The sequence below is a fragment of the Spirosoma lacussanchae genome (genome assembly GCF_005870035.1).
GTDB classification, from domain to species: domain Bacteria; phylum Bacteroidota; class Bacteroidia; order Cytophagales; family Spirosomataceae; genus Spirosoma; species Spirosoma lacussanchae.
Map to the genome: position 1 here is coordinate 84,850 of NZ_SWJG01000007.1, position 14,254 is coordinate 99,103.

Genomic DNA, 14,254 nt, shown 5'->3' on the forward strand with positions numbered 1-14,254 from the left:
GCAAACGGACGGTGGTGTTTATGATAACGATAGAAGGGAACTATATTACCTGACCATAAGAAATAGATCACCCAAACGTAAACTCCAGACTGATATGCCTGCTAAACTTTGCGTAATCGTTGGCGCCGGACCCGGTATCGCGCTGGCCGTAGCCAACCGCTTTGGCCGCGAGGGCTATTCATTTGCCCTGATTGCCCGGCGGCAGGAAGCCCTGAACAGCTACGTAGCCGAGCTGGCGACTGTGGGCATCCACGCGCAGGGCTATACCGCCGACATTGCCGACTTCGACGCCCTGGCCGCTACCCTGACCCGCATTCAGCAAACCCAGGGCGACGCGGACCTGCTTCTTTACAACGCGTCGGAGTTCCTGTCTGGTACGCCAACTACCTACGAGCCGGAACCGTTCATGCACAGCCAGCGGATCTGCTTCGGTGGCCTGGTCGTAGCGGTGCAGGCCCTTGTGCCGCAGATGGAGCGCCAGGGCGGGGGCACGATCCTGACCACGGGGGGCGGTTCGGCCCTCAACCCAACGGCCGCATCGACGGCCCTGTCGGTGGGTAAGGCGGGTCTGCGTAACCTGACGCTGGGCCTGGCCGACGAGCTGGCCCAGCGTCCGATTCGAGTGGCTACCCTAACCGTAAACGGCGCGGTACAGCCCGGTACTCACTTCGACCCGGTCCGGATTGCCGAGGTGTTCTGGGAGCTGGCTCAGCAGCCCGTTGCCACCGGCGAACGCGAACGAATATACCAGTAATTAGACCGCGGCCAGATCGAACGGGAGCCGCCGAATCCGCTTGCCGGTAGCGGCAAAGACCGCGTTGGCCAGGGCCGGGGCCAGCGGAGGCAGACCCGGTTCGCCAACGCCTTTGATGGTTGGGCCACCTTCGGCCAGAATATGGACCTCGACGGCGGGCATTTCGTTGATGCGCAGCATCCGGTTGGTGTCGAAGTTGGTTTGTACGGCCTGGCCGTGGGCAAAGGTGATGCCATCTTTGGTAGCCGCCGTGAGCGCCATCGCTACCGAGCCTTCGATCTGCGCTTTCACGGCGTCGGGGTTGACAACCGTACCCAGGTCGATGACACAATAGACTTTCTCGACTTTTACCGAACCGTCGGCCTGTTTCGAGACCTCTACCACCTGCCCGGCCAGCCCGGCAAAGAACTCCCATTGCGCCACGCCCCGTCCCCAGCCCGCTGGCAGGGGTTTGTCCCAGCTGGAAACTTCGCGAAGTTTGGTTAGTACCCGTTTGGTATCGGAGTCTTTGGTGAGCATCGACAGTCGGTACGCCATGGGGTCCTGACCAGCTTTGTGGGCCATCTCGTCGAGGAAACACTCGTGCGAAAATGCCAGTGTCGAACTCGTCACCGACCGCCAGTACGTCAGCGGAATCTGAATATCGGCGTGTACATAGCGGGTGTTCAGGTTCGGAATTTCGTATTTCTGATCGCCGGTGCCTTCGAGCATGGTTCCGTCGGGCTTGGTTTTGTCGTACTTCGCGTCCATCGTGGCGTCGATGGAGGGAGAAATGACCTTATGCTGCATGGCAACGGCTTTCCCATCGGCCGAGAGGCCCGCGCGCAGGGCCGAGAACGTCATGGGACGGAACGGGCCCTGGGTGGTATCATCTTCGCGGGTCCAGACCAGCTTCACGGGTTTGCCGGTTGCTTTGGCGAGCAGAGCGGCCTCCGTCGCATAATCCTGCGTCAGCCGTCGGCCGAAGCCCCCGCCGTTGAACAGCACATGAACCGTAATATTCTCTTTCGGGATGGTCAACACTCTGGACAGTTCATCCTTGACCAGATCCGGTCCCTGGGCCGATACCCAGACCTCAACCTTATCCTGTGATTGCCAGTGGGCCAGTGCGTTCATGGGCTCCATGGTCGAGTGGCTGACGATGGGCGTCTCGTAAAAGGCTTCGACTTTGGTGGGCGCGTCGGCAAAGGTTTTGTCGAAGTCGCCCACGTTATGGCCCGTGATACCGTCTGCCTGAGCCAGGTCGCGCAGTTTTTTCTCGTAGTCGACGGAGTTGAACTGGTCGAGTCCTTTGGTATCCCACTGTATCCGAAGTGCTTTTCGGCCCTGCAGCGCGGCCCAGTACGAGTCGGCAATGACGGCCACGCCCTCGTAGCGGTTCTTGTTCAGCACCCGTTCTACCCGTACGACTTGCTGAACCCCTTTCAGCCGGGTTGCCTGACTGGCGTCGTAGCTGATCAGCTTGCCACCAATAACCGGACTCCGCTCAACCGATGCGTAGACCATGCCCTTCACGCTGGCGTCGATCCCGAACTGGGCTTTGCCGGTTACCTTGAGCGGTATATCGGGCCGGGGCGTTGGTTTGCCCAGCATCCGGAACGTGGTAGGGTCTTTCAGTGCCGGATCTTTCGGCACGGGCAGCCGGGCGGCTGTTTCGGCCAGCTGGCCGTAGGTGAGTTTACGGCCGGTGGGTTTGTGGGTCACTACGGCCCGGTCGGCTTCGCACTCGCCAACAGGAACGTTCCATTGCTGGCTGGCGGCCTGCCGGAGCATCTCGCGGGCCGACGCGCCTACCTGCCGCAGCGCTTTGTACTGGCCCCGCACCGAGTAGCTGCCGCCCGCCGTCTGCGGGCCGTACTGGGCGTCGCCGTTGGTTTGCCGGATCGTAACCTGATCGAGCGAAACGCCTAGCTCTTCGGCCATCAGCGCCGGCAGCGACTGGTAGGTGCCCTGCCCAATTTCGGGGACCGGGTTCAGCAGCGTGATCCGGCCCGACGGCTCGATCTGGATGTAAGGCGTCAGCCCGAACGAGGGAGTTGGAGCCGCACCCGGGGCGATACTCAGGTTCTGAACGGCCGCGTCGGTAGACGACAGACCCAGCGCAAAAGCCGCCCCGGTCAGGCTGGCCGCTTTCAGGAAATGCCGGCGATTGAGGGTGGGTTGGGTAGGGTTCTGGCTCATCGCTTACCGAGTTTAGGCGTTGATTTCAGGGATTTGGGCGCACCGCTCAGGTCGGCCGATGCGGTATGAATCGCGGCCCGAATGCGGGTATAGGTGCCGCAGCGGCAGATGTTGCCCTGCATGGCCGCGTCGATGTCTTCGTCGGTGGGCTTGGGGTTCTGTTTGAGCAGGGCCACTGCACTCATGATCTGGCCCGACTGGCAGTAGCCGCACTGGGGCACCTGATGGGCTACCCAGGCTTTCTGAACGGGGTGGTCGCCGTTTTTGGCGATGCCTTCGATGGTGGTTATCTTCTGCCCGGCCACGGCCGACACCGGAACGCTGCACGAACGGGTAGGAGTGCCGTTGAGGTGAACCGTACAGGCACCGCACTGGGCAATGCCACACCCAAACTTGGTGCCGGTCAGGCCAACTACATCGCGGATGGCCCAGAGCAGTGGCATATCGGGGTCCACGTCGAGCGTGTGGGGTTGATTATTGATGGTAAGTTTTAAGGTAGCCATAGTGATAAGGGCGTTAGCATAGCGAAAGTTAGCGAGATTCGACGAAAATTTATGGGCACAAAGGCCTTACTTTCGGCTTCCCTGTCCGTTGTCTGTCTATGCCCCTGATGAACTATTGTCCGCAGTGCGCCAGCCCCCTCGTGAAAGGCGAAGCCAGCGGGCGCGAACGCCTGATCTGCTCCAAGCCCTGTGGCTACATTTATTACGATAATCCGCTGCCCGTAGTGGGTGCCATTGTCGAGTATGACAACGATACGGTGGTACTGACGCAGAATATTGGCTGGCCTGCTGAGTGGTTCGGTATCGTGACGGGGTTTCTGGAGCGGGGCGAAGCCCCCGCCGAGGCCATTCTGCGCGAGATTGAAGAAGAACTTGGCCTGACCGACGCCCGCATTGTGGAGTTTCTGGGGATTTACCCGTTCTTTCAGCGCAACGAAATTATTTTCACCTATCACGTTCGGGCCACCGGTACCATCCGCATGGACGAAACCGAACTGCAGGCCATTAAGCTGGTGCCCGTCAACGAACTGAAACCCTGGCCCTTCGGCACCGGGCCCGCCGTAAAGGAGTGGCTGGCTAAGCGCGGTATGGTTCGCTGAGCCACGCGGCTCCCTATCTTTGCGGCTCAACGTCAGAACTTATGACCGCCAACGAGACCGTTACTGCCTACTACGACGCGTTCAACCGGAAAGACTGGACCGCCATGCTGAACCTGCTGCATCCCGATGTGCGCCACGATGCCAACCAGGGCTCAACCCATGTCGGAAAAGCGCTGTTCGAGCAGTTTTTGCAGCATATGGATGAATGCTACGACGAAACGCTGACCGACATCGTCGTGATGACCGAGCCCAGCGGGCGCCGGGCCGCCTGCGAATTTGTCGTCAACGGTGTCTACAAAAAAACCGACGGCGATCTGCCGGCCGCTACCGGACAAACCTACGTGCTGCCGGCCGGGGCCTTTCTGGAAATCACCGACGGACTGATCAGCCGCGTAACAACCTACTACAACCTGCCCCTCTGGGAGTCGCTGGTGTTGGGTAAAAACTAGGCCGCATGCCCGCTACGCTAACCTTCAGTCGGATCTACGGTCCCGCCATCCGCACTGTCCTGACCGAACTGGCCAATCTGCGGATTACCGTATTCCGCGATTTCCCGTACCTCTACGAAGGTACTGCCGACTACGAGAAGAAATACCTCGAGACCTATATGCAGAGTCAGCGTTCGCTGCTGTTTGCGGCCTATGCTGATGACCGGATGGTGGGCGCTACCACCGCCCTGCCGCTGACCGACGAGACCGACGAGGTGCAGGCCCCCTTTCGGCAGGCCGGCTACGCCCTCGATGAGGTGTTCTACTTTGGCGAGAGTATTCTGCTGCCCGACTTCCGGGGGCTGGGGCTGGGGAACCGGTTCTTCGACGAGCGCGAAGCCCACGCCCGGCGGTTCGATACCTACCGGCTCACCTGCTTCTGCGCCGTTGAGCGGCCGTCTGACCATCCCCTGCGTCCGGTCGGTTATCAGCCGCTCGATGCCTTCTGGACCAAACGGGGCTATCGGCGCGACCCCGCCTTACGCAGCGTTTTTCACTGGCCCGACCTGGATGAAACCGAGTCGACGCCCAAGCCGATGGTCTACTGGACCCGGCCGCTGCGCTAAGGTTTTCTAACACAATGGGCGGCTGGCGGTTGTTTCTTACGGATACAACCCATACGCTATGAATACAACCGCACCGGCAAACGCTGCATCGACTGATCGTGAATTAGGTATTGGTGTCATCGGCATGGGCAGCTTCGGGCTGTTTGCCGTTCAGCAGTTTCTGCAAACCCCCAACACCCGGCTGGTGGCTATTGCCGGATCGAGCCGCGACGAAGCCCACCGCACGGCCCGCCGGTTTGGGGCCGATATGCTCGACAGCCTCGACGCGCTGGTCAACCACCCCGATGTCGACGTGGTGTATATCGCTACCCCGCCGTTCATGCATTACGAACAGGCGATGCTGGCCATCAACGCCGGTAAGCACGTCATCTGCGAGAAGCCGCTGGCCATGAACCCCGAAGAAGGCCGGGCCATGATCGAAGCTGCCCGGCAAAAGGGTGTGCTGATGGTGACGAACCTGATGCAGCGCTACAATCCCATGTATGCCCGTATCAAACACCTGATCGACAAAAACCTGCTCGGCGATTTCCTGCACGGCTATTTCGAAAACTACGCCGGCGACGAAGGCCTCGCACCCGAGCACTGGTTCTGGGACCGCAGCAAGTCGGGCGGTATCTTTATTGAACACGGTGTTCATTTCTTTGATCTGTTTGCGGGCTGGCTCGGTAAAGGTACCGTAGTGGCGTCGCAGGTGATCAAGCGGCCCGGTCTTTCCGACCTCGAAGACCAGGTGCAGGCTACCGTTCAGTACGGCGACGATACGACCGGCCGGAAACTGGTCAATTTCTATCACGGCTTTACGCAGACCGGACGTATGGACCGGCAGGAGATGCGGCTGCTGTTTGAGCGGGGCGATATTACCCTGCACGAATGGGTACCAACCCGGATGGTGCTGCGGGCGGTTGTCGACGAAGAAACCAGCCGTGAGCTGATGACGCTGTTTCCGGGGGCGCAGCTGAACGTAACGGCCAATATTTCGGGGAAAGACAAACCCCTGCGCGGCCGGTTCAAAACATTCGATGCGTACCAGCAGGTAGAAATCCGATTCGGTTTCGAGCAGGAAAAACAGCACCTGTATTCCGAACTGCTCCGGCTCATGTTCCGCGATCAGGTCAGCGGCATCAAATATCCTGATACGCACCGCATCATTTCGGAAGAGAACGGACTGGAGTCGCTCGAAACGGCCGCACAGGCTGATCGGCTGGCGCGGCAATAATTAGCTCGCTGCTAAGGAGCTAGTATTTGTAAAAAATTTAAAAATGTTCGATTCTCTCAAAAAAACTACTCAAATTTTTTTGACCTTTGTGCTGTCTTACTAACCCTCCGCGCAGCGCATGATTACGGAGTCACCACTACTCGACAATCCGGACGGACAAATCCCCGGAGCTCCTTTACAGTCGGCAATTACGTACGAAAAAATTCCGACGCACATTTACGCCGATGCCAAAGATGCCAGCCGGGCCGTGGCGCATGAAATTGCCGACCTGATCCGGCAGAAGCAAAGCGAAGGCAAACCCGCTATCCTGGGTCTGGCAACCGGCTCGTCGCCAAAAACAGTGTACGCCGAACTGGTTCGGATGCACCGTGAAGAAGGCCTGAGCTTCCGGAACGTGGTTACGTTCAACCTCGACGAATATTACCCCATGGAACCCGATTCGCTGCAAAGCTACTGGCGGTTCATGCGGGAACAGCTTTTCGACCACGTTGACATACCGGCCAACAATTACCACGTTCCCGACGGAACCGTCGGTCCGGATAAGGTGGCTGAGTTTGCCAAACAGTACGAAGCCCAGATCGAAGCCGCCGGCGGACTCGATTTTCAGCTGCTCGGTATTGGTGGTAACGGCCATATCGGCTTCAACGAACCCGGCTCGCTCATCAACTCGCACACCCGCCTGATGATGCTCGACAACTCGACCCGGGCGGCTGCATCGGGCGATTTTGGTGGTCTGCCCAAAACCCCCCGTAAAGCCATTACGATGGGGGTTGCCAGCATCCTGAGCGCCCGGCGGGTGGTGCTCCTGGCGTGGGGCGAACGCAAGGCACCCGTTATCCGCGGAGCCGTTGAAGGCCTGGTAACCGAACTCAACCCGGCCTCGTACCTGCAAACCCACCCCAACGCGCTGTTCGTCATCGACGAGGCTGCCGCGTCGGAGCTGACCCGCATGAAAACGCCCTGGCTGGTCGATTCGGTGGTGTGGGACAACAAAATGCGCAAGAAGGCCGTCACCTACCTGTCGCTGGCGCTGGGCAAACCCATTCTGAAGCTAACCGACCGCGACTACAACGACAACGGGATGAGCGATCTGCTGGCCCAGTCGGGTCAGGCGTATGACATCAACATCGATATTTTTAACCAGCTTCAGCATACCATCACGGGCTGGCCGGGCGGCAAACCCAATGCCGACGATACCAACCGACCCGAGCGGGCTTTACCGGCTCAGAAACGCTGCCTGATTTTCAGTCCCCACCCCGACGATGATATTATCTCGATGGGCGGCACATTCCAGCGGCTCGTTGACCAGGGCCACGAAGTACACATAGGCTATCAGACATCGGGTAATATCGCCGTGGCCGATGACGAAGCGCTGCGGTTTGCCGATTACGTGGTCGATTTCAACGACAAATTCGGGATCAACAGCCCCGAAGCACATCGGATCTTCAAAGATGCAGCCGCGTCGCTGCGCGATAAGAAAGATTCCGAGATGGACACCGCCGAGGTGCGCTACGTGAAAGGGCTGATCCGCAAGGGCGAGGCCAAGTCGACCTGCCGGTTTGTGGGTATCCCGGTCGAGAACGCCCACTTCATGAACATGCCGTTCTACGAGACGGGTAAAGTCGCCAAGAAACCACTCAGCGAAGAAGATATTCAGATCACGATGGCGCTGATCGAAGAGATCAAGCCGCATCAGATTTACGCTGCGGGCGACCTGGCCGATCCGCACGGTACGCACAAGGTTTGTCTGGATGCCGTTCTCGAAGCTGTTCGTCGGTTGAAGGACAAAGCGTTCATGGCCGATTGCTGGGTATGGCTGTACCGGGGCGCCTGGGCCGAGTGGGATATCCACGAGATCGAAATGGCCGTACCGATGTCGCCCGATCAGGTCATGAAAAAGCGCCTGGGTATCTTCAAACACCAGTCGCAGAAAGATGGTGTGGTTTATCAGGGTACCGACTCGCGCGAGTTCTGGCAGCGGGCCGAAGAGCGCAACCGCGCTACGGCTGGCCTCTACAACCGACTCGGCCTGGCTGAATACGAAGCGATGGAAGCGTTTGTCCGCTGGCATTTCTAGACGCTGACAACACTTTAGTGGAAAACGAGCCGCCCCTGATTTAGGAGCGGCTCGTTTGTTTAGGCTCGTTTTAGTGCTTCTGCGAAGGCCGAAGGAGACATTCGCTGGCTTCTTTGTTATTAAAATTTAGAAATACATACGTTATGATATAAAATTTAGATATAATTGCGTCATTATATAATAGTTGTATTATATTCTTCATCAATCCCGCTTTTCCGACCCTAACGCTGACGCAATGACGAGAGAAACAAAACAACGAACAGCCCGCCTTTTTGCCCTGCATGAGTTTGTCCGGGCTTATTTTACCAAGGCCGACTGGTTCCGGGTGGCTTACCTGACCGACAATGTCGACCTGATCGAAGACCACCCGCGCCTGCTGCGGAGTCTGGATTTTCGGGATGACGATTATGACGGGAACAGCCTGCAGGTGTTGTCGAAGCTAATTGGCGAAGGAACCAGCAACCTGACCGAGCTGGAGCGGTACGTCGACAGCCGGAAAGCCAGCCTGAGCCGCTACGCGCCGGTTGCTTCGGCCTTTGTATCAACGGTACAGACGCGGCAGCCGGAGCGGGTGGTCACGTTTGCGCCCGATGTGTTCAGCATTCCCGACAAGCCCGTCGAGTCGAACATGCTGTCGGTGATGATGCCGTTCGAAGGGCGTTTTGCCGGCACGTATACGGCCATTCGAAACGTGTGTGCGCGGCTGGGAATCGACTGTCGGCGGGCCGACGACATCTGGGATAACAGCATTCTGATTCAGGACGTATTCGATCTGATTTTCACGAGCCGGGCCGTAATCACTGACTTCACCGACCGAAACCCGAACGTGTTCTACGAAACCGGGGTTGCGCATACGCTGGGCAAGATCGTTATCCCTATCACTCAGTCGGTTAGCGATATTCCGTTCGACCTCCGCCACCACCGCGCGCTGACCTACCTGCCCAACAGCGAAGGACTAACCAAGCTGGAAATGGATCTGGAAAAAAAACTAGCGAAAGTTTTTGCCTGAACAAGTATATTTTTTCTGGCTAACTTACAAAAAACGATTAGTTTAGTAACTAAGTAGTCTTTACTGTGTAAGATTGGTTAAACATTCGTTCCCGGGTAGGGTTTTTTCGAAAACGTCTGTCAATGATTGTACTTCTAGCTCTTGTGTATACGCTTGCCGTAGGGTCAATCTGCCTTGTATCGGCCTTTGCGGTCTATTTGTCCATTACATGGCTGCTGAATCAGATGCATATTCCGATCAGCTCAGACGCCAGCCTACTGCTCCTGCTGGTTTGTGTAGTAGGCGCGTGGCTAATCTACCGGCTTTTCTTTCGCCGGGTGTGGCGACGCGAAGGGTTCGACTGGATCATGGAACAGCCCTGACAGTTCAGCCTGAGCCACGGCTGGTATGGCTATACGGCCCGGCTATGCAGATCAGGTATCGGTAACGAACGCAGAACAGGCCGCCAACCCGGACGGAAGTTTTGTCGTATCTTCGTGCTACCTGATCGTTATACCTATGCAAACTGCTTCCGCGCCGGTTCGGGATGGACTGGAACCCCTCCAGGCCGCCCCTCGTCTTCTGTCATTAGATGCCTTTCGGGGCCTGACCGTAGCGGCCATGATTCTGGTCAACAACCCCGGCGACTGGGCCCATATTTACGCGCCACTCGAACACGCTCCCTGGCATGGCTGGACGCCTACCGATCTGATTTTTCCGTTCTTTCTGTTCATCGTGGGCGTGTCGATCACGTTTGCACTGGGCCGGACCGATGCCCGGCAGGGGGGCGTCATGCAGAAGATCATAAAACGGAGCGCTACGCTGTTTCTGCTCGGTCTGTTTCTTAATTTCTTCCCGAAGTTCGATATCTCGACCGTTCGCATTCCGGGCGTTTTGCAGCGAATTGCGCTGGTCTACCTCGCCTGCTCCATGCTGTTCCTGAAAACTACCCCCCGGCAGCAACTCTGGATACTCTTCTCGATCCTGATCGGGTACTGGCTGCTGCTAACGGTGGTTCCCGTGCCGGGCATTGGCTACGCGAACCTTGAGCCCGAAACCAACCTGGCGGCCTGGATCGACCGGATTGTGCTGACCCCCGCCCACGTCTATAAGCCTGCCCGGGTCTGGGATCCCGAAGGTATCCTGAGCACTCTGCCAGCCGTCGGCACCGGTACGATCGGTCTGCTGGTCGGACAGTGGCTGCGGAGCGGGCGGGCGGCTACCGAAAAAGTAGCGTGGCTGTTTGCTGCGGGCTGCCTGGCTACCCTGGCCGGCCTGGTCTGGAACGGCTTTTTCCCGATCAACAAAGCCCTCTGGACCTCGTCGTATGTTTTGCTGGCGGGCGGACTGGCCATGCTTGGGCTAGCGCTCTGCTACTGGCTGATCGACGTGAAACAATACCGGCGGGGCGTATTGCCGTTCGTTGCGTTCGGCATCAACGCCATTACGGTCTTCTTCCTGTCGGGTTTGATTCCGCGGATTATGAGCCTGATTCACGTAAGCCGACCCGACGGTACCGATACGAACCTGCGCGAGTACCTCTACCGATCGTTCATCGTTCCCGCTTTTGCCGATCCCATCAATGCGTCGCTGGCCGGGGCGCTTACGTTTGTGCTGATCTGGTTCGGGATTTTGTGGTGGATGTACCGGAAACAGATCATCATCAAAGTGTAATACCACCCGCCGGGCTGGCTATCGATATGGGCGTCTGCGGTGGCAGGCCGGTGGTTGATTCGGCGCGATAAACGTTTCGTCGGCCTGTATCGTTATTCATCCACATGGCGTTACAAACCCCCTAACTAACCATCAACGACCGAATGGTACGTGCTTCCTTATGCCTGAGTTTGCTGCTCAGCGCAACCCTGGTGCTGGCGCAATCGCCGGTAAAACCCCCACAATCCAAGAAAACACCCCGGTCAGTACCGGGACCAGCGGGTGGCGTCTCGCTCAACAGCCCGATTCCGATCGATCCGGGGGTGAAAGTGGGCCGGTTGCCCAACGGACTGACTTATTACATCCGCAAGAATGCCGAACCCAAAAACCGGGCCGAGCTGCGGCTGGTGATCCGGGCGGGCTCGGTGCTGGAAACGGATAACCAGCAGGGCCTGGCCCACTTCATGGAGCACATGGCCTTTAACGGCACCAAAAACTTCCCTAAAAACGAGCTGGTTAATTTCCTGCAATCGGCGGGGGTTCGGTTTGGGGCCGACCTGAACGCCTATACGGGATTCGACGAAACGGTTTATCAGCTGCCCGTACCGACCGATTCGGCGCGGCTGTTTGAGCGGGCGTTTCAGATTCTGGAAGACTGGGCGCATAACGTTACCATCGACCCGGCCGAGGTAGAGAAAGAGCGGGGGGTTATTCTGGAAGAACGACGGCTGGGTCGCGGGGCTGGCCAGCGCCTGCGCGATAAATACTTTCCGATATTGCTCAACAACTCCCGGTACGCCAGCCGCCTGCCGATCGGTACCGAAGAGGTGCTGACCACCTTTAAGCCCGACGTGCTGCGGCAGTTTTATAAAGACTGGTACCGGCCCGATCTGATGGCGGTCATTGCCGTGGGCGATTTCAACCCAACGGAAGTCGAAGCCATGATTCGGGAAAAGTTTGGCCGGATTCCGGCCGTAAAATCGCCGAAACCGCGTACCGAATACGACGTGCCGCCCCACAAGGACACCAAAGTGGTCATTGTGACTGACCCCGAGCAGCCCAATACGGTGGTTCAAGTGATTTACAAACGACCCGAAATCAAGGAGCGTACCCTCAACGACCTGCGCGAGAGCATTAAGCGAGGCCTGTTCAACACCATGCTGGGCAACCGGATTCAGGAGCTGACCCAGCAGTCGAACCCGCCGTTTCTGGGAGGATACAGCAACTACAGCGATTTTATAGGTAATATCGACGCCTTTACGTCCATTGCCGTCGCGAAAGAAGGCAACGTTGAGCGGGCCATCCGGGCCGTACTCGACGAGAACGCCCGGGTAAAACAGTTTGGCTTTACCCCAACCGAGCTGGCCCGCGCTAAGCAGGAATTCTACACGAACGTGGAGCAGAGTTATAGCGAGCGTGACAAAACCCGCTCGGCCAGTTTCGTGAACGAATACGTACAGAACTTCACCAACAAGGAACCGTATACCAGCATCGAGTTCTATTTCGATTTCCTGAAAAAGCAGCAGGCTGGTATCACGCTTCAGGAAGTAAACGCCCTCGTCGATCAGTTTATCCGCAACGAGAACCGGGCCGTTATCGTAATGGCGCCCGAAAAAGACAAAGACAAGCTGCCCACGGTGGCCCAGATCATCAGCTACGTCGACGATACGGGCAAGAACCTGACCGCCTATGAAGACAAAACCCTCGACGCGCCCCTGGTGCCAACGCCCCCGACCCCCTCGCCGGTAGCCAACGCCCGCGAGATCAAAGAAATTGGCGTAACCGAATGGACACTGCGTAATGGCGTGCGGGTGGTGCTGAAGCCGACCAACTTCAAAAACGATCAGATCCTGTTTGCCGGTACCAGCTTTGGCGGTACGTCGCTTTATGATCTCAAAGACTACCAGTCGGCGCGGTTTTCGAGTACGCTGGCCAGCCTGGGCGGTACGGGTGCCTACAGCCAGGTGCAGCTGGGTAAATTTCTGTCGGGGAAGCAGGCCAGCGCTTTTCCGTACGTGGGCGAGCTGAGCGAAGGCATCAACGGCAGCGCGGCTCCCAAAGACCTCGAAACGGCCCTCCAGCTCGTATATAGCTATTTTACCCAGCCCCGTAAAGACCCCGAGGTAGTGGCCGGTTTCCTCTCTAACCAGCGCAGCGCCCTGCAAAATCAGATCAGTACGCCAACCCCGGCGCGGGTGTTTCAGGATACGGTGTCGGTCACGCTGGGGGCTAACAACCCACGCCGACAGCCGCTCAAACCGGCCGACCTCGACCAGATCGATCTGGACCGGGCGCTGAAAATCTACCAGGAGCGCTTTGCCAATGCCGGTGACTTTACGTTCTATTTTGTCGGCAACTTCAGGGAAGAGACTCTGAAGCCGCTCATCGAGAAATACCTTGGCGGCTTACCGGCTACCAGCGCAACGGAGAAGTTCAAAGACCTCGGCATCCGGATTCCGGCGGGCCCGATCAGCAAAACCGTGTACCGCGGCCTTGACCCCAAAGCCAGCGTTCAGCTGGTCTATAGCGGAGACCTGACCTGGTCGCCGGAAACCACGACGCAGCTCGACGCCCTGGCCGAGGTGCTGGAGATCAAGCTGACCGAAAAACTGCGCGAAGAGGAGAGTGGCGTATACGGCGTGGGGGCGGGGGCTGGCTACAGCCGATACCCCGTGCCGCGTTACACCTTCCGGATCAGTTTTGGCTGTGCGCCCGAAAACGTAGAGAAGCTGATTGCCAAAACACAGGAGCTGATCAACGATCTTAAGCAAAAAGGAGCCGTTCCGGCCGACATTGCCAAGTTCAAAGCCGAAACCCGGCGCGAAACCGAGGTGCAGCTCAAAGACAACCAGTTCTGGCTCGGCTACCTGCAAACGCAGTACTACAACAACGACGACCCCACCGAAATCCTGCGCGAAAACGAGCAGCTCAACAAGGTCACCGTCGAAAGTACAAAAGCAGCTGCCAATCAGTACCTGAGCAGCAACTACGCCCGCTTTGTGCTCCTGCCCGAAAAGAAGCAGTAAGCAGCTAGTTGATCTGAAAAAGGCCCGCTACCAGAGCGGGCCTTTTTAATTCCGGGTGTAGCGGTTGCCTGGGGAGGTCCTGTTTGGTGGATAGGGGCAGCCTTACCTGCCGGTGATACCCGTCTATCTTCTTCCGGGCCGTAATTACCCGCGCCGGCCGGCTGCGATGCTGGTGGATGTTTTTCTGACAGTTTCGGTTCTGA

At 57.9% G+C, this 14,254-nt stretch carries 12 protein-coding genes; 10 read left to right on the top strand and 2 right to left on the bottom strand.

The genetic code is table 11. The annotated features are described in order from the left end of the window. Positions 1 to 94 precede the first annotated feature (94 nt). Positions 95 to 754 carry an SDR family NAD(P)-dependent oxidoreductase gene (locus FBR45_RS20950; protein ID WP_171044929.1) on the top strand — a complete coding sequence of 220 codons (660 nt, stop codon included), beginning with the start codon at positions 95 to 97 and terminating at the stop codon, positions 752 to 754. Here FBR45_RS20950 and FBR45_RS20955 read toward each other — a convergent pair whose 3' ends face one another. Together FBR45_RS20955 and FBR45_RS20960 are read right to left on the bottom strand one after the other, a co-directional pair. Next, positions 755 to 2,935, bottom strand: coding sequence for a xanthine dehydrogenase family protein molybdopterin-binding subunit (locus FBR45_RS20955; RefSeq protein ID WP_138505953.1), 2,181 nt, complete (start codon positions 2,933 to 2,935; stop codon positions 755 to 757). Further along, complete coding sequence (locus FBR45_RS20960; RefSeq protein ID WP_138505955.1) at positions 2,932 to 3,438, bottom strand: (2Fe-2S)-binding protein; 507 nt, start codon at positions 3,436 to 3,438, stop codon at positions 2,932 to 2,934. The genes FBR45_RS20955 and FBR45_RS20960 overlap by 4 nt, the downstream gene beginning before the upstream one ends. Before the next feature lie 98 nt (positions 3,439 to 3,536). Between FBR45_RS20960 and FBR45_RS20965 the strand changes: the two genes are divergently transcribed. The 9 genes from FBR45_RS20965 (at position 3,537) to FBR45_RS21005 (ending at position 14,051) form a co-directional block, all read left to right on the top strand. Then, positions 3,537 to 4,037: an NUDIX domain-containing protein gene (locus FBR45_RS20965; protein WP_138505957.1), complete on the top strand. Its 501-nt coding sequence runs from the start codon at positions 3,537 to 3,539 to the stop codon at positions 4,035 to 4,037. Between the two features lie 41 nt (positions 4,038 to 4,078). Beyond that, positions 4,079 to 4,486, top strand: coding sequence for a ketosteroid isomerase-related protein (locus FBR45_RS20970; RefSeq protein ID WP_138505959.1), 408 nt, complete (start codon positions 4,079 to 4,081; stop codon positions 4,484 to 4,486). Between the two features lie 5 nt (positions 4,487 to 4,491). Continuing rightward, positions 4,492 to 5,091 carry a GNAT family N-acetyltransferase gene (locus tag FBR45_RS20975; protein ID WP_138505961.1) on the top strand — a complete coding sequence of 200 codons (600 nt, stop codon included), beginning with the start codon at positions 4,492 to 4,494 and terminating at the stop codon, positions 5,089 to 5,091. Positions 5,092 to 5,149: 58 nt separating this feature from the next. Beyond that, a complete protein-coding gene (locus tag FBR45_RS20980; protein ID WP_138505963.1) occupies positions 5,150 to 6,307 on the top strand; it encodes a Gfo/Idh/MocA family protein in 1,158 nt (385 codons plus the stop codon). Between the two features lie 118 nt (positions 6,308 to 6,425). Next, positions 6,426 to 8,384, top strand: a complete 1,959-nt coding sequence (nagB, locus tag FBR45_RS20985; protein WP_138505965.1) for a glucosamine-6-phosphate deaminase — start codon at positions 6,426 to 6,428, stop codon at positions 8,382 to 8,384. Between the two features lie 235 nt (positions 8,385 to 8,619). Then, positions 8,620 to 9,393, top strand: coding sequence for a hypothetical protein (locus FBR45_RS20990; RefSeq protein ID WP_138505967.1), 774 nt, complete (start codon positions 8,620 to 8,622; stop codon positions 9,391 to 9,393). A gap of 122 nt (positions 9,394 to 9,515) precedes the next feature. Next, positions 9,516 to 9,755, top strand: a complete 240-nt coding sequence (locus tag FBR45_RS20995) for a hypothetical protein (RefSeq protein ID WP_138505969.1) — start codon at positions 9,516 to 9,518, stop codon at positions 9,753 to 9,755. Between the two features lie 136 nt (positions 9,756 to 9,891). Then, positions 9,892 to 11,046: an acyltransferase family protein gene (locus FBR45_RS21000; RefSeq protein WP_138505971.1), complete on the top strand. Its 1,155-nt coding sequence runs from the start codon at positions 9,892 to 9,894 to the stop codon at positions 11,044 to 11,046. 143 nt (positions 11,047 to 11,189) lie between these two features. Further along, positions 11,190 to 14,051 carry a M16 family metallopeptidase gene (locus FBR45_RS21005; RefSeq protein ID WP_138505973.1) on the top strand — a complete coding sequence of 954 codons (2,862 nt, stop codon included), beginning with the start codon at positions 11,190 to 11,192 and terminating at the stop codon, positions 14,049 to 14,051. Positions 14,052 to 14,254 lie beyond the last annotated feature (203 nt).

Excerpts from the sequence above, each read along its gene's own strand:
- FBR45_RS20950 (WP_171044929.1), top strand. The coding sequence starts at position 95 with ATGCCTGCTAAACTTTGCGTAATCGTTGGCGCCGGACCCGGTATCGCG.
- FBR45_RS20955 (WP_138505953.1), bottom strand. The coding sequence starts at position 2,935 with ATGAGCCAGAACCCTACCCAACCCACCCTCAATCGCCGGCATTTCCTG.
- FBR45_RS20960 (WP_138505955.1), bottom strand. The coding sequence starts at position 3,438 with ATGGCTACCTTAAAACTTACCATCAATAATCAACCCCACACGCTCGAC.
- FBR45_RS20965 (WP_138505957.1), top strand. The coding sequence starts at position 3,537 with ATGCCCCTGATGAACTATTGTCCGCAGTGCGCCAGCCCCCTCGTGAAA.
- FBR45_RS20970 (WP_138505959.1), top strand. The coding sequence starts at position 4,079 with ATGACCGCCAACGAGACCGTTACTGCCTACTACGACGCGTTCAACCGG.
- FBR45_RS20975 (WP_138505961.1), top strand. The coding sequence starts at position 4,492 with ATGCCCGCTACGCTAACCTTCAGTCGGATCTACGGTCCCGCCATCCGC.
- FBR45_RS20980 (WP_138505963.1), top strand. The coding sequence starts at position 5,150 with ATGAATACAACCGCACCGGCAAACGCTGCATCGACTGATCGTGAATTA.
- nagB (WP_138505965.1), top strand. The coding sequence starts at position 6,426 with ATGATTACGGAGTCACCACTACTCGACAATCCGGACGGACAAATCCCC.
- FBR45_RS20990 (WP_138505967.1), top strand. The coding sequence starts at position 8,620 with ATGACGAGAGAAACAAAACAACGAACAGCCCGCCTTTTTGCCCTGCAT.
- FBR45_RS20995 (WP_138505969.1), top strand. The coding sequence starts at position 9,516 with ATGATTGTACTTCTAGCTCTTGTGTATACGCTTGCCGTAGGGTCAATC.
- FBR45_RS21000 (WP_138505971.1), top strand. The coding sequence starts at position 9,892 with ATGCAAACTGCTTCCGCGCCGGTTCGGGATGGACTGGAACCCCTCCAG.
- FBR45_RS21005 (WP_138505973.1), top strand. The coding sequence starts at position 11,190 with ATGGTACGTGCTTCCTTATGCCTGAGTTTGCTGCTCAGCGCAACCCTG.